A 15,559-nucleotide genomic window follows, 5' to 3' on the forward strand; every position below is an offset into this window, starting at 1 on the left:
TCGCACCCGGCGACCCGCCCCTGCCCGATGGCTGCGTGCCGCTGGGAGACCATGTTCGGGGCGCGCCGGCTCTCGCGCGCCGCCTGGCCCAGATCGGCGTGGTCGCCGACGCGGCGGGCGCGGCGGCGCTGGCCGAAAGCCTTCGCCCCGGCCAGCGGCTGGTGACGCGCGATGGAGCGCTGTGGCGCTGGGACGGCTATCGCGCCACCGCAGACGCGCCGACCGCCGCCGCCCAGCGGCTGGCCCAGAAGAACAGGCTCGCCGAACTGGAGGCGGAAATCGCCGAGGCGCGCGGCCACCGTGACGCCGTTGCCGCGCGGCTCGCGCGAACCGAGGCCGACACCGCCGCGGCCGTCGCCGCCGAAAGGGAAGCAAGGGACGCGGTGCGCGCGAGGCAGGGGCGGGCGCGGGCGGCCCGCGAGGCCCTTGCCGAAGCCGAACGCGCCTCGGGCGATCTGGCGCGCCGCCGGGCCGTGCTCGATGAAAGTCTCGAACGGCTCGAAGCGGACCGGTCCGAGGCCGCCGCCATCCTCGCCGAAGCCGAAGCCGCGCTCGCCGCCGAGCCCGACGTCGCCGGGCTCGATGCCGGCATCGCGCACACCCAGTCGACCGTCGCCACGGACCGCGCCGCGCTCGCCGAGGCCCGCGCGGACCATGGCGGCGTGGCGCGCGAGCGGCAGGCCCGCCGTCAGCGTCTGGCGGCGATCGAGCGCGAGCGGGCAAGCTGGACATTGCGTGCCGAGAGCGCCGCCGCGCAGATCGAGGCGCTTTCATCGCGCCAGGCCGAAACGCGCGCCGCGCTCTCAGAGATCGAGGAAGCGCCCGACGAGCAGGCCGCCAAGCGCCGCGAACTGACGCGCCGGATCGAGGCGGCCGAAACCCGCCGGACCGGGGCCGCCGACGCGCTCGCGGAAGCCGACACCGAGGCACGCGCCGCCGACAAGGCGGCGACCGCGGCGATCGCCGCCCTTGCCGGGGCGCGCGAGGAGCGCGCGCGGGCCGAGGAGCGCCTGGCCGCGGCCGGCGAACGGCGCGCCGAAACCGAGGCGCGCATTGCCGAGACGCTCCATTGCGCCCCGCACGAGGCCTTCGCCGCCACCGGCCTTGCGCCGGACGATTCCCTGCCCGAGATCGGGCCCCTGGAAGGCAGGCTCGACCGGTTGAGGGTCGAGCGCGAACGGCTCGGCGCGGTCAATCTGCGCGCCGAGGAGGAGCAGGGCGAGCTTGCCGGGCGCCACGGGGAACTGACCGGCGAACGCGACGATGTGATCGCCGCCATCGCCGAACTGCGCGCGGCCATCGCCTCGCTCAACAAGGAAGGCCGCGAGCGCCTTCTTGCGGCCTTCGGCGTGGTGCAGGACCATTTCACACGCCTGTTCACCCACCTGTTCGGCGGCGGCACGGCCCAATTGCAACTGGTCGAAAGCGACGACCCGCTGGAGGCGGGCCTTGAGATCATGGCCCGACCGCCAGGCAAGAAGCCGCAGGTGATGACGTTGCTGTCCGGCGGCGAGCAGGCGCTGACGGCGCTCGCGCTGATCTTCGCGGTGTTCCTGACCAACCCCGCCCCGATCTGCGTGCTCGACGAGGTCGACGCCCCGCTCGACGACCACAATGTCGAGCGCTTCTGCGACCTGATGGACCAAATGGCCGCGCAGACCCGGACCCGCTTCGTGCTGATCACGCACAATCCGATCACCATGGCGCGGATGAACCGGTTGTTCGGCGTGACCATGGCCGAGCAGGGCGTCAGCCAGCTTGTCTCGGTCGATCTGGGCGCCGCCGAACGGTTGCGCGAGGCGAGCTGACGCCGCCTCCGAAAAGACCGATGGCGCAAAATGGTGCAATGCGGTAACAAGACGCCCCTGAGGAGGGCGGCGTGGACGCTTGCGGCGAAACAGGACGGGTCTTTGCGTTCGCGCCGGGCATGGTGCCCGATGGCGAGCCGGGCGAGGCCCTGCTTGGCGGCAAGGGCGCCAACCTCGCCGAGATGAGCCGCGTAGGCCTGCCGGTGCCGCCGGGGTTCACGATCACGACCCGTGTCTGCCACGACTATCTCGCCGCCGGCCGCAATTTTCCCCAAGGGCTGCATGCCGAGGTCGAAGCCGCGGTCGCCGCCGTCGCCGCGGCGGCCGGCAAGACGTTCGGGGCGGGCCCCGATCCTTTTTTGGTCTCGGTCCGCTCTGGCGGGCGCGTGTCGATGCCGGGGATGATGGACACCATCCTCAATCTCGGCCTCAACGACGAGACCGTCGAGGCGCTCGCCGCGCGCACGGGCGACGCGCGCTTTGCCTATGACAGCTACCGGCGCTTCATCCAGATGTACGGGACCGTGGTGATCGGCGTCGAGCACGGCTTGTTCGAGGATCTGCTCGACCATGCGCGGGAGCGGGCCGGCGTCGAGCGCGACGACCAGCTTGACGCCGACACGCTGCGCGCGCTGGTTGCCGCCTACAAGCGGGCGATCCTAGACGACATGGACGCGCCGTTCCCGCACGATGTCCATGCCCAGCTCTGGGGCGCGATCGGCGCGGTGTTCGAGAGCTGGAACAATCCGCGCGCCGTCACCTTCCGCGCGCTGCATGCCATCCCCCACGACTGGGGCACGGCGGTCACCGTCCAGGCCATGGTGTTCGGCAATTCCGGCCCGAACTCGGCCACGGGCGTCGCCTTCACGCGCCACCCCTCGACCGGCGAGAAGCGCGTCTTCGGCGAATATCTGGTCAACGCGCAGGGCGAGGATGTTGTCGCCGGCCTGAGGACGCCCGACCCGCTCCTGCCGGACGGCCGCCAGCGGGGCCGCGCCATGAGCGAGCGCATGCCGCGCGCATTTGCCCGGCTCGTCGAACTGGGCGACAGGCTCGAAGCCCATTTCGGCGACATGCAGGACATCGAGTTCACCGTCGAGGACGGCCGGCTGTGGCTGTTGCAGACCCGCGCCGGCAAGCGCACGGTGGACGCGGCGATCCGCATCGCCGTCGAACTCGCCGAAGAAGGCACGATCGGCCACGAGGATGCGGTGCTGCATGTCGATCCGGCCTCCCTGGACAAGCTGCTGCACCCCAGCGTCGATCCGCAGGCCAAGCGGCAGCTCTTCGCGCGCGGCCTGCCCGCCTCGCCTGGCGCGGCGGCGGGCGAGGTGGTGTTTTCCTCAAGCGCGGCCGAAAGGGCCAGGGCCGAAGGGCGCGCGGTGGTCCTGGTCCGGCCGGAAACCAGCCCCGACGACATTCACGGCATGGTCGCCGCCGAGGGCATCGTCACCACGCGCGGCGGCATGACGTCCCATGCCGCGGTGGTCGCGCGGGGCATGGGCAAGCCCTGCATCACCGCCGCGTCGGCGATCCGCATCGATCCGAGCCGCCAGGCGATGCGCGCCGGCGGGGTCACAGTCCGCCAGGGTGACTGGCTGACGCTCGACGGCGCGTCCGGCGAGGTCCTGCTGGGCCGGCTGCCGATGGTGCAAAGGCCGCTCTCGGGCGATTTCGCGACGCTCATGCAATGGGCGGACGCCTCGCGCCGCATGCATGTGAGGGCCAACGCCGACGGGGTCACCGACGCCGAGGTCGCCGGCCGCTTCGGCGCCGAGGGGATCGGCCTCGTGCGCACCGAGAACATCTTCCTTGAGGGCGACGGCCTCCAGGTGATGCGCGAGATGATCGTCGCGCCCGACGAGCGCGCGCGGCGTTTCGTGCTCGATCGCCTGCTGCCGGTCCATCGGGACAATTTCGTCTCGCTGTTCGAGGCCATGGCAGGACGTCCGGTCTGCATCCGCCTGCTCGACCCACCGTTGCACGAATTCCTGCCCCGCGAGGCCGAAGAACTCGCCCGGGTGGCGTCCGAGATGGGCCTTGCGGCCGACGACCTGCGCCGGCGCGCGGACGATTTGCACGAAATCAACCCGATGCTCGGCAACAGGGGCGCGCGCCTTGCCATCTGCTATCCGGAGGTGGCCGAGATGCAGACCCGCGCCATCATCGAGGCGGCGATCGTCGCCGGCGACAGGAGCGGCGCGCCGGTCGTCCCCGAAATCGTCGTGCCGCTCGTGGCCTATTATGCCGAACTGCGCCACCTGCGCGCGCGGATCGATGCCATCGCCGCCGACGTCAAGGCGCGCCATGGCAGCGACATCAGGCATCTGGTCGGCTGCATCATCGAACTGCCGCGCGCGGCCATTCGCGCCGACCTGATCGCCGGCGCGGCGGACTTCTTCTCGTTCGGCACGAACGATCTGACGCAGACGGCGCTCGGCATCTCGCGCGACGATGCGGCCCATTTCCTGTCGCGCTATCTGGCCGAAGGCATCATCGAGCGCGATCCCTTCATCAATCTGGACCGGGAGGGCGTGGGCGAGATCATCCGCATGGCGGTCGAAAAGGGGCGCGGCGCGCACCCCGGCATCATCATGGCGATCACCGGCGAGCATGGCGGCGACCCCGAGTCGATCGCCTTCTGCGAGGACATCGGCCTCGACTACGTCTCCTGTTCGCCCTACCGCGTGCCCGTTGCGCGCCTGGCCGCCGCCCAGGCGGCGATACGCGCCCGTCGCCGCGAGCAGGCCCGTAGCGGCTGATTTCCTGTTGGAGGCGGATTGGCGGGGCAAGATCCTGCGCGACGCCGGAGGGCGCGGCCTTGAAACGGCTGCGTCCGGTGCATGCGGCGATGCCTGCACCCGCGCCCAAGGTCGTGTTGCGGCGCGGCGATGTCGCCGCTATTACCGTGCGGCGATTTGTGTGTCGTCGCGCTTTCGTACCGCAGCACCCCTGTCGGTCCCAAGTCAGGCCAGATACACGCCTTTCGCTGAAAACGCTCCAGCCCGGAGACCTGTCATGCGCATCGATGCCATCGCCATCGGCGACAAGCCCCCGCACGACGTCAACGTCATCGTCGAGGTGCCGCTCGGCGGCCAGCCGATCAAATATGAACTGGACAAGGAGGCCGGCACGCTGGTGGTCGACCGGTTCCTTTACACGCCCATGTCGTACCCGGGCAATTACGGCTTCGTGCCGCACACGCTGTCCGAGGATGGCGACCCGATCGACGTTCTGGTCTGCAACACGCGTCCGCTCGTGCCCGGCTGCGTGATCAATGTGCGGCCGATCGGCGTGATGCTGATGGAGGACAATTCGGGCCAGGACGAAAAGGTCATCGCCGTGCCCGCGCCGGCGCTGACCCGGCGCTATGACGGCGTTGCCGACTATACCGACCTGCCCGAGATCACGCTGCAACAGATCGAGCACTTCTTCGAACACTACAAGGATCTGGAGCCCGGCAAATGGGTCAAGCTGGGCGGCTGGCAGGACCGGGCGACGGCGCAAAGGCTGATCGTCGAGGCGATCGATCGCGCGAAACGATAGGCGGGAACCGGGGCACCGCCCGATGTTCGCAAATGGCGGCCCGGAGCCCATGGTGGACAAGGGTGGACAATCGCGGCGGCGATGCGACGTTGCGGCCATAAAATGCGCGTTCACGTCCCTTGGCGGAGCCTGATATGACGACGGGCGTGTTTGCCATGGTGCTGGGCGCGGCCTTGCTGCACGCGGCCTGGAACGCGCTGGTCAAGGTCAATGCCGACCGGCTCGTCATGATCGCCATCATGATGATGAGCCAGGTTGCCGTCGCCGTTCTGGTGGTCCCGTTCGTCGCGTTCCCGACGCCGGAAAGCTGGCCCTATATCGGAGCCTCGGCCGCCCTGAACACCGCCTATTGCGTGTTTCTGATCAAGGCCTATCGCCATGGCGATCTCAGCCACGTCTATCCGATTTCGCGGGGGTCCGCGCCGCTGATCGTCGCGATTGTCTCCGTTGCCATCGTCGGCGAGACACTGACCCGCCAGGCCGGCCTGTCGGTCGTCGTGATCGCGCTGGGCATCATGAGCCTGACATTGACGCGTGGTGTTGCCGGCTTCAGGGCACCCAAGGCCATGCTCTATGCCCTGGGCACGGGCGTGTTCATCGCCGGCTACACGGTGGTCGACGGTCTGGGCGCCCGTCTCGCCGAAAGCGCTCATAGCTACACGTTCTGGGTCCACCTGGTGAACGGCATTCCGATCACGCTTCTGGCGCTCCATCTGCGCCGAGGCCGGGTTTTCGCGTCGGTGCGCAAATGCTGGAAGGTCGGCATGCTCGGCGGCATGATATCGCTTCTGGCCTACTGGATCGTCATCTGGGCGATGACGCAGGCGCCCCTGGCGCTGGTCTCCGCCGTTCGCGAAACCAGCATGGTGTTCGCCGTGCTCTTTGGCGTCTTCGTCCTCAAGGAGCGTCTCGACCTGGCTCGTCTGGCATCCATCGGCACGACCCTGATCGGTACGGTCATGCTCAAAATGTCCAGGTGAGCACCGTTACGAACCCCGCCGGACAGCCACGGGGACGGAAATGGCAAGGTGCCTCGGCCCCTCCAGCCCGCCCTTCAAATCACCGCCGGGGCCAGAACGTTCACGACCACCTGGCGCAGGAAGTAGATGCCCACGAACAGGACGATCGGCGAGATGTCGATGCCACCCAGGTTCGGCAGCACGCTGCGAATGGGCTTCAGCAGCGGCTCGGTGGCCTTGTAGAAGAATTCGCCCAGGAGCGCGACGAAGCGGTTGGATGTGTTGACGACGTTGAAGGCGTAAAGCCATGAGAAGATGACAGCGCCGATCACGATGAACACGTAAATGTCGAGCGCAAACAGGATTGTGTTGATGATCGCCAGGCCCACGCCAACGCTCCCCGAATCCAAAACCGTTCTGACATAGGCGCCGCCGCCCATAACGGCAAGCCGTTCCGGCCGGCCATGCGGCGGCATGGTTGATGCGGCACCAACAAATGCTTTGTGTCGGCGGCGCAAAGGGCCTATCGCCACGCCATGAGCAATCCCGACGACGGGACCGGGCCGGCCAAGGGGCGTTTCGAAGCCTTCCGCCATCCGGCCTACGCCAAATACTGGACCGCCCGCCTCGCATCGACGTTCGCGACCAACATGGTGATCGTGGCCGTCGGCTGGCAGCTTTACGATCTGACGCGCGATCCGCTCGATCTTGGCATTGCGGGGCTCGTTCAGTTCATCCCGCTGGTTCTGTTCATGCTGGTGGCCGGTTCGGTCGCCGACCGCTTCGGCCGGCGCACGGTCATGGCCTGCTCTGTCATCGCCACGACCGGCTTCACGCTGGCGATCGTCTGGTTCACCTGGCGGGGGCTGACCTCGCCGCTGCCGGTCTTCATCGCCCTGTTCGGCTTCGGCATCGCGCGCGCCTTTTTCGGGCCGGCCTCGCAGTCGCTCGTCGTCAATCTGGTGCCGACGCGGGTCTTTCCCAATGCGGTGGCATGGAACGCGTCGGCCTGGCAGACCGCCTCCATCATCGGCCCGGTCGCGGGCGGGCTTCTGTACGGCCTGGGCGCGACGGTCGCCTATGGCGCGGCGGCGCTGGTGTTCGCCGCCTCGTGCGCCCTGGTGATGATGATCCCAAAGCCGTCCGAACGCGCCGACATGACCAGGGTCACCGTCTCCTCGCTGTTCGACGGGCTGCGCTACATACGCGACCAGAAGGTGGTGCTCGGAGCCATCTCGCTCGATCTGTTCGCCGTCTTCCTGGGCAGCGCGGTGGCGCTGCTGCCGGTCTTTACGCGCGATGTGCTCGATGCCGGCCCATGGGCGCTCGGCATGCTGCGTGCCGCGCCCGGGGTCGGGGCCTTGCTGATGGCCGTTTTCCTGGCGGCGTCTCCCGTGCGCGATCATGCCGGCCGCATCCTGCTCGTCTCGGTCGGCCTGTTCGGCCTGTCCACGGTGGTCTTCGGCCTGTCCGGCCTCGCATGGGTCTCGGTGATCGCGCTGACGCTGATCGGCGCCTTCGACATGATCAGCGTCTACATCCGCGAGACGGTGCTCCAGCTCTGGACGCCCGACCATGTCCGCGGCCGGGTCAATGCGGTCAATATGGTGTTTCTTGGCGCTTCCAACGAACTGGGCGACTTCCGCGCCGGCGTCGCCGCCGCCTGGATCGGCGCGGTGCCGGCGGTGGTCGTCGGCGGGATCAGCGCGACGGCGATCGCGGTGGGCTGGACGTTCCTGTTTCCGCAACTGCGCAAGGTGCGCCGGCTCGACCGGCGGGCATAGAGCGAATAGGGCGCGGTGTGCTGGCCGATGCCCGTCCCCTTGCCCGCGAGCGGCAGGAGGGCACGCGGCATCCGATCAGCGCTCCGGCGCCAATTTGCGCCCGAAGACGATGTCGAGGAAATCGGCCAGCCATTTGCGCACCTTGTGGTCGTGATACAGCCGGCCTTGCAGATGGTCGCGGCCCCGCTGCGCGCCGGGCAGGTCGAACCGGTGCGCGCCGCGCACCACCCACCGTTGCATCATCGCCTGCGTCAATTCGGCATGGAACTGTACGCCCCAGGCATTGTCGCCATAGCGGAAGGCCTGGTTCGGATAGGCGTCCGCCGCCGCCAGACGCACCGCGCCGGAAGGCAGGGTGAAACCCTCTGTGTGGAAATGGTAGATCATGTCCGGCCAGTCCATCAGCGCCGCGCCGTCCGCGGTGGGCTCGATCGGATACCAGCCGATCTCGACCTGCCCGTCCTTGCGCCCGGCGACCGTGCCGCCCAGATGGTTGACCAGCATCTGCGCGCCCAGGCAAATGCCGAAGAAGGGCTTGTTCTCGGCGAGCGGCACGGACAGCCAGTCCGTCTCGCGCCTGACGAATTCGTCCGGATCGTTGGCGCTCATCGGCCCGCCGAACATCACCGCGCCGGCATGGCGTTCAAGCGTTTCGGGCAGCGCGTCGCCCAGCGGCGGCCGGCGGATATCGAGCCGATGACCCCGCGCCTGGAGCATCTGGCCGACCCGGCCGGCCGACGAGGTCGCCTGGTGCAGGATGACCAGCACCGGTTTCCCGCCGGACGGCGTCGCAGCGCGCGAAGCGGCCAGCGCCGCGTTCCTCGTTTCGGCCTTCATGCCTCTTCACCACCCGCGATGCCGAACCGTTCCTGCACCCTCTGGCGCATGTGCACCCGATCGCGACCGCTCACGCCGAGCAGTTCGGAAATGCGCCAGACCACATTGTCCTCAAGCTCGTGGCGCACCCCGTCCGCATAGACCATCTCCCAAAGCATCTCGATGAAGCCGATGCGCTCGGCTTCGCTCATGGCGTCCATCAGCACCGAGGTGAACCGGTAAAGGTCGACCGCCTCGCCATCGGCCCTGCGCGCGGCCTCCGTCAGCGCCTCAAGCGCGCCCTGTTCGAGCGCGTATTCCTCGCCCAGAACGGCGGCGAAACGATCGCGCTCGGCCGGCCGCAAAACACCGTCCGCCTGGATCACATGGTACATCAGCGCGGCCGCGGCAAGCTGCGGGTTGTCCGGCTCCCCGCCTTTGGCCGCCTCATCGCCGCCCACGATCTCGCGGACAAAAGACCGGAACCGATCAAGCATTTCCCAACCCCAGATTGCGGGTGCGTTCGAGACGGCCCGGCGCACTTTCGGATCAGTCTAAAGCAATTCCAGCGAAAGTGGGAACCGGTTTGGCGCCCGCCGTTGCGACTAGAGCGGTTTGTCTTTGGATGGGAGCGGTTTGATGGACAGGGTTTTTCGCCGAGGCGAGGAAAACACCGCGGCGCGGTCCGACGATCGCGCGAGGCTTTTGACGACGACGCCGGCGGAAAAGACGTCCAAGCCGGAGGCCGGCAACCGATTGACATCACATGATGGCCGCACATCGCCCGCGCTTGGTCCTTTGCGCTCCGGGCGGCGTTGCGCGCGCCTTGCCGGATTGCAAAATCCCGGCGCTCAGACGATGCCAGCCAAAGACCAACCGCTCTAAGCAAATGGTTGGGAACGTTTCCGCGCGTCAAAACAGCCGGAAACGCTTCGGCCTGTCCGGTTCGGACGCCGCATCGGGATCGATGCCCGGATCGTCCGGAATGGGCGGCCGAACCGCCTCTTCATCCTCTTCATCGGTTTTGGCCGTTTCGGTCTCCGGGGACGCGCGCGCCGGTTCGGCCGGCGCGGCCGGCTTGGATTCGGCCGGCGCCTCGGACGAAAGGCCCGCGGCATCGGTCTCGCCATTGGCGGCGGCGCTCGCCGTGTCCGGTGCCTCGATGGGGGCGGGTTCGGCGGCGGCGCGCTCGGCCTCGCGTTCCTTGCGGGCCGTCTCGACCCGTCTGGCCAGATCGACCGGCGGGCCGATCGCCCTGAACGGCTCGGAGGCTTCGGGCGCTGCCCGCCCCGTCCCGGCGTCAACCGGCATGTCGGCGTCCTCGGCCGGCAGGGGCGGCACGATGGCGCCATCGTCGACCGGCATTGGGGCGGGCGTCGCAAGCGCCGGACGGCCCGGCTCCATCGGATCGAGATCGTTCTCGATCAGCGTGCCGGCGCGCTCGACCGGCACCTTCCATTCGAACGCATCGATGCGCCCGGTCACCGGCGAGAACGGCGCCCACGCCTCGACGACGACGCCGTCGGCCGTCCAGGCCGGATCGCGCGGGGCGCGGACCGCCCGCGACAGCCATTCGCGGACCTTGCCCTGATCGCCGGTCTCGGCATCCTCTATGTCGGCCATCAGCATGAACGCGCTTTCGCGCGGCTCGTTGCGCAGAACGGCGCCGGTCGCCTTGCGCGCCTGCTCGAACGCGCCCGCCTCCAGGGCCATCCGGGCGACGATCAGCCAGGACTCGGCCGTGTTGGGCTTGATCGCTTCAAGGCGCCTTGCGCGCTTGAGCCGGTCGAGCGCGGAATCGCCAGGCCGGGCATTGACATAGGCCAGCGCCATGTCCGGGTGCGGCCGTTTGCGCCAGGCGGTCTCCAGCACCTTGACGCCGCGCCGCATCTCGTTGAGCCGGAAGCAGGCCTCGGACGCGGTCACCGCCGCCGGCGCGAAACCCGGCGCCAGCCTGTGCGCCTCGACCGCGGCCTGCCTGGCCTTTTGCGGATCGGCTTCGGCATGGTCCATGGCGAGCGCGGTCAGGAGCACGGCGCGCTTGCGGTCGGCGTCTTCCTTGCCGATCTGCCTGGCCTGCTTTTGCCTGTCGAGCAGCTTGATCGCGCCGTCCCAGTCGCCCGAGGCGGTCTTCAGATCGATCGCCGCCCTGCCGGCCCAGACCAGTTGCGGGCCAAGCTCGGCCGCCCTTTCGGCATAGTGCTTCTGCGCCTCGCGATCGCCCAGCCTTTGGGCTTCCATGTAGAGCCCGCGCAGCCCGAGCATGCGCAGTTCGGGATCGTCCAGCATCGCCTCGAACTTCTGCCGGGCCTCGCCATGTTTGCCTTCGAGCAGCGTCGTCTGCGCGTCGAGAAGCTGGATCAGCGGCTCGGTCGTCTCGTCGAGCAGCCCGCCCGCCTGCTTGAGCATCCGCCGCGAGGTGGCGCTGTCGCCGGCGCCGGCGGCGATGATGCCCGTCGACAGGGACTGATAGCCGCGATCGCGCTTGCGCGCGCGAAAGAACCGGTTGAGACGGTCGGGCGAGGTGAAGATGACGCGGATCAGCCACCAGCCCAGCATGATCGTGGCGACGATCGACACGATGGCGACCGCCGCCACCATGAGCGAGACCGAGATGAGCTGGCCGCCGACGGTGATGGCGACGTCGCCGGGCATGTCCGCGAGCCACGCAAAGCCGAAGCCGAGCGCGAAGACCAGCGCGATGAAGACGAGGACCCTGACCATGACGGCGCCTCCCTGGGTGTTCAGTCCCGGCCGGCCGGTCGCGCCGCCGACATGGCCGAGGACAACGCATCGGCGATGAGCGCATCGACGGTCCGGCGCGCGCGCACCTGGTCCATGAAGGCCGACGAGGCCGCCCTGGCGGCATCGGGCAACGTCTCCCATTCGGCCAGCGCGGCGTCGAGATCGGCCTCCTTGAGCCGCGCCTCGATGCGCGCGGCGACCGCGCCGGGCGTGTCGCCCTCGACCTCGCCGACGGGCCGGACCTGCACCAGCCCGCGCGCGCTCGCCATGAGCCGGTCGCCGATCGAGGCGCCCTGGTCGAGGCCCTGGCCGGCCGCGACGATCCGGTTGGCGACCGCGCCGAACGCGTCGGCGAGCTGGGCGGCGGTCGGAACGCCCGAGGCCGCATGGTCGCGCAGCGCGGCGACCGCCCCCTCCTGGCCGGCAACCGAGGCGAAGGCCTCCAGTTCGGCGGCAAAGGCGCTGCCCCGGTCGATGGCGGACTTGAGGCCCGCCGCCGCGACGGCGCGGGCCACGGCCGCCGTATCCACGCCGCCGTCGGCCAGCGTCGCCTCGGCAGCCGCGAGCCGCTCGCTCAAGGACGCAAGCTCCTCGTCGAGCCGCGTGCGCACCATCGTCACCGCTTCCCGCAGCAGGGCGGTCTCGCCGGTTGCCGCGCCCGTTTCTCCGCGAACGGCCTCGACATCGCCGCGCAGCGTTTCGAGCGCGACGAGGGCCTCGCCCGCGTCGGCGCTCTCGCCGATCCGCCCCTCAAGCGCGTCCAGCCGTTCGGTCAGGGCACTCAGCGCCGGCGCCTCGCCGGCCTCGCCGGCGCGGACCGACGCTTGCAGCGCGGCGAGATCGGCGGCGACGCGCTCGACAGCCGCCACCGTCGCGCCGGTCTCGGCCCGCGCGCCTTGGGCCGCCTGAACGGCGGTATCGATCCGCGCGCGCATTTCTGCGGCAAACCCCGCCTCGGCGGGAGCGGCCGCCTGCCGCGCGTCCAGTGCGGCGATGCGCGCCTCGATGGCGGCGATGTCGCGCTCGATCGGCGTCAGGTCGACCTGCTCGGCCCGCGATCCCGGCGCGGGCAGAAGGCCGGACCATTGCAGGCCGGCGGCGGCGGAAAGCGCGACCGCGGCCCCGGCGATGCCGCCCAGAACGGGGCCAGCCAGAATGGAACCCATGGCGCCGCGCCGGCCCGCGCCGGCCTCCTCATCCCCAAGGGGCCGCGCATCGTTCCCGCCCGCGCCATCGCGCGTGCTCGCCCCGCCCGCCGCCGCGCGGCCGCCGCCGCCCACGGCGGACGGGCCGGTGGTTCGCTCCATGGCCACGGGCTCGGCCGGCGTGCCGCCGTCGCGTGCCGCCGTCGCACCCCCGGCCCCGTCGGCCTCAAGATCGATCGTCACCGGCTTGCGGGTTCCGCCGCGCCCCTTGCCCTGCGACGGCCGTGCGCGCTGTGCCATGAACGCCCTCCATGCATGTTGGGACCAGTCATGGGACGCTTCTATCACGGCGGTGCGGAATCGAAAGCGGCCAATCGCGCCGGCGGGGGTCAACGCGGCGGGACGTGATGCCGCGCCAGCGCGATCATGTCGGCATCGCGCGGGGCGTCCGCCGCCAGGACGCGCGCCGGCAAATGGGTCTCAAAGAGCCGGGCAACGCGATCCGATATCACCAAAAATGCAGTCTTTTCAAAGAACTTCCACAGATCGCGCCGCTCGGCGGCGGCGATGAAAAGTTGCGCCGAGACGCCGGAGTGAAACAGCAGCGCATCGGGCGGCGGCAGTCGAGTCAGGGCTTCGATCTTATCAGTCAGTTGACTGACTTTTGCAATATCATAGGTTTCTATGAGGGTGAAACGGCGTCCGCTTTCGGACAGGCGGCGCTCAAGGGTTCCCGTCCGCACGCGTCCGCACAGATAGGCGACGCCGCGCTCCGGCGGCAGGGCGCCCTCGATGAGTTCGGCAAGCGAGCCGGCATCGCCGTCGGCGGCGCTAACGTCCAGCCCATGGGCGGCCGCGGCTTTCGCCGTCGCGTCCCCGACCGCAAAGACCGGTTTTCGCCGCAAGGCGGACATCAGTTCGGGCGGCGCGTGGGTCAGTGCCTTGGCGCTGGTGACCGCCGCCGCCTGGCAGGCGGCGGCCGCCTCGACCTGACGGGAGGCGACCGGAAGCGACACCGTTTGCGTGAACGGCAGGACGACCGGTTCGAAACCCGCCTCGCAAAGCGCGGCCGCCGTGCGCGATGCGCCCGGCTCCGGGCGCGTGACCAGGATGCGGGGCGCCGGCGCCATCGTGTCAGGTCCAGCTTTCGAAGAAGCCGGCACCCGCCCGCGCGCGCAAATCATCGCCCGCCCTGCGGCCCAGCGCTTGGGGATCGCCGACCGGGCCCGTCGCTTCGATCGCGTGCGCCTCGGTGCCGTCGGGCGTCAGGATCATGCCGTGAAAGGCGACCGTGTCGCCATCGATGCGGGCATGCCCGGCGATCGGCGTGCGGCACGAGCCGTCGAGCGCGGCCAGGAACGCCCGTTCGCACCGAAGGGCGATATGGGTGGCCTCGTGGTCGAGCGGCGCGACCAGCGCATTGGTCCTGGCGTCGCCCTGCCGGCTTTCGATGCAGATCGCGCCCTGGCCCGGCGCCGGCGGGAAGGTCTCCAAGGGAAAAAGATCGGTGACCACGTCCGCCATGCCCAGGCGCCGCAAGCCCGCATTGGCGAGCAGCGTGGCGTGGGCGACGCCGGCGTCGAGCTTTCTCAGGCGCGTCTGGACATTGCCGCGAAAACCGACCACCGTCACATCCGGCCGGGCGCGCCGGACGAGCGCCTGGCGTCGCAGGGACGAGGTGCCCACGACCGCCCCGGACGGCAGGGCATCCAGCATCGGCGCGGCGCGGCCGACGAAGGCGTCGCGCGGGTCCTCGCGTTCGAGGAACGCGGTCAGCGCAAGGCCGCCGGGCAGCCTGGTCGGCATGTCCTTGGACGAATGGACGGCCAGATCGATCGCGCCCGAGGTCAGCTGCGCCTCGATCTCCTCGGTGAACAGGCCCTTGCCGCCGATCTCCCTGAGTTCGCGATCCTGGACGCGGTCGCCCCTGGTCGAGATGACGACGATCTCGACCGTCTGCGCGCCCATGCCGTGCGCGGCCACCAGCCGGTCGCGCACCTCATGGGCCTGGGCGAGCGCGAGCGGGCTGCCGCGCGTTCCGATCCTGACCGTGCCGAACCCCCGTGTCACAGTTTGCTTGCTCCCGGTTCCGTGATAGGCGACCCAACTCCTAACCCGAACCGCCGCAGCCGGCAATCAACCCCCGCAGGATCAGCCATGCCGACCGTTCTGGGCATCGAGACGAGCTGTGACGAGACCGCCGCCGCGATCGTCCGCGCCGATGAGAACGAGGCGCGCGGGCAAATCCTGTCGAACATGATCTACAGCCAGATCGACGAGCATGCCCGATTTGGCGGCGTGGTGCCGGAGCTTGCCGCCCGTGCCCATATCGACACGCTCGACCGGATCGTCCTGAGGGCCATGGACGAGGCCGATGCGGGCTGGGACGACATAGACGCCGTCGCCGCCACCGCCGGGCCGGGCCTGATCGGCGGGCTGATCGTCGGCACGATGACGGGCAAGGCCATCGCGCTGGCGCGCGACAAGCCGTTCATCGCGGTCAACCACCTTGAAGGCCATGCCCTGACGCCCCGGCTCACCGACGGCCTGCCCTTCCCCTACCTGCTGCTGCTCGTCTCTGGCGGGCACACGCAGATCGTCCTGGTTTGCGGGCTCGGCCGCTATGCGCGCTGGGCGACCACGATCGACGATGCGCTCGGCGAAGCCTTCGACAAGACCGCAAAGCTGCTCGGGCTCGGCTATCCGGGCGGCCCGGCCGTCGAAACGGTGGCCGAGCGGGGCGATCCAGACCGGTT

The 15,559-nt window shown here is 69.6% G+C and carries 13 protein-coding genes; 6 read left to right on the top strand and 7 right to left on the bottom strand.

Annotated elements, in window-relative coordinates; genetic code table 11:
- The 4 genes from AC5E6L_RS07725 to AC5E6L_RS07740 all read left to right on the top strand — a co-directional run.
- On the top strand, nt 1–1,808 hold a 1,808-nt coding region (locus AC5E6L_RS07725; protein ID WP_491772403.1), incomplete at its 5' end, for a coiled-coil domain-containing protein.
- A 119-nt stretch (nt 1,809–1,927) separates the two neighbouring features.
- Nucleotides 1,928–4,570: a pyruvate, phosphate dikinase gene (ppdK, locus tag AC5E6L_RS07730; RefSeq protein WP_491772422.1), complete on the top strand. Its 2,643-nt coding sequence runs from the start codon at nt 1,928–1,930 to the stop codon at nt 4,568–4,570.
- 256 nt (nt 4,571–4,826) lie between these two features.
- The gene (gene ppa, locus AC5E6L_RS07735; protein ID WP_491230450.1) at nt 4,827–5,354 is read left to right on the top strand and encodes an inorganic diphosphatase; all 528 of its coding nucleotides are present in this window, start codon (nt 4,827–4,829) and stop codon (nt 5,352–5,354) included.
- Between the two features lie 134 nt (nt 5,355–5,488).
- The gene (locus AC5E6L_RS07740) at nt 5,489–6,334 is read left to right on the top strand and encodes a DMT family transporter (RefSeq protein WP_491230451.1); all 846 of its coding nucleotides are present in this window, start codon (nt 5,489–5,491) and stop codon (nt 6,332–6,334) included.
- 74 nt (nt 6,335–6,408) lie between these two features.
- On the opposite strand, the gene AC5E6L_RS07745 is transcribed toward AC5E6L_RS07740, so the two are convergent.
- Complete coding sequence (locus AC5E6L_RS07745; protein WP_491230452.1) at nt 6,409–6,702, bottom strand: YggT family protein; 294 nt, start codon at nt 6,700–6,702, stop codon at nt 6,409–6,411.
- Between the two features lie 147 nt (nt 6,703–6,849).
- Here AC5E6L_RS07745 and AC5E6L_RS07750 point away from each other — a divergent pair, with 147 nt between their 5' ends.
- Nucleotides 6,850–8,097 carry an MFS transporter gene (locus tag AC5E6L_RS07750; RefSeq protein WP_491772406.1) on the top strand — a complete coding sequence of 416 codons (1,248 nt, stop codon included), beginning with the start codon at nt 6,850–6,852 and terminating at the stop codon, nt 8,095–8,097.
- A 75-nt stretch (nt 8,098–8,172) separates the two neighbouring features.
- Here AC5E6L_RS07750 and AC5E6L_RS07755 read toward each other — a convergent pair whose 3' ends face one another.
- The 6 genes from AC5E6L_RS07755 to hemC form a co-directional block, all read right to left on the bottom strand.
- Nucleotides 8,173–8,934: a glutamine amidotransferase gene (locus AC5E6L_RS07755; RefSeq protein WP_491772408.1), complete on the bottom strand. Its 762-nt coding sequence runs from the start codon at nt 8,932–8,934 to the stop codon at nt 8,173–8,175.
- Nucleotides 8,931–9,410, bottom strand: a complete 480-nt coding sequence (locus tag AC5E6L_RS07760; protein ID WP_491772410.1) for a tellurite resistance TerB family protein — start codon at nt 9,408–9,410, stop codon at nt 8,931–8,933. Before AC5E6L_RS07760 ends, AC5E6L_RS07755 begins: the two co-directional genes overlap by 4 nt.
- Nucleotides 9,411–9,825: 415 nt before the next feature.
- Nucleotides 9,826–11,637: a heme biosynthesis protein HemY gene (locus tag AC5E6L_RS07765; RefSeq protein WP_491772412.1), complete on the bottom strand. Its 1,812-nt coding sequence runs from the start codon at nt 11,635–11,637 to the stop codon at nt 9,826–9,828.
- 20 nt (nt 11,638–11,657) lie between these two features.
- The gene (locus AC5E6L_RS07770; protein WP_491772414.1) at nt 11,658–13,103 is read right to left on the bottom strand and encodes a COG4223 family protein; all 1,446 of its coding nucleotides are present in this window, start codon (nt 13,101–13,103) and stop codon (nt 11,658–11,660) included.
- An 89-nt stretch (nt 13,104–13,192) separates the two neighbouring features.
- Complete coding sequence (locus tag AC5E6L_RS07775) at nt 13,193–13,987, bottom strand: uroporphyrinogen-III synthase (protein ID WP_491772416.1); 795 nt, start codon at nt 13,985–13,987, stop codon at nt 13,193–13,195.
- Nucleotides 13,938–14,873, bottom strand: a complete 936-nt coding sequence (gene hemC, locus AC5E6L_RS07780; protein WP_491772418.1) for a hydroxymethylbilane synthase — start codon at nt 14,871–14,873, stop codon at nt 13,938–13,940. Before hemC ends, AC5E6L_RS07775 begins: the two co-directional genes overlap by 50 nt.
- 87 nt (nt 14,874–14,960) lie before the next feature.
- Here hemC and tsaD point away from each other — a divergent pair.
- Nucleotides 14,961–15,559 (top strand): tRNA (adenosine(37)-N6)-threonylcarbamoyltransferase complex transferase subunit TsaD (gene tsaD, locus AC5E6L_RS07785; protein WP_491772420.1); only part of this gene is annotated, 599 nt, incomplete at its 3' end.

Source organism: Roseitalea sp., assembly GCF_984466335.1.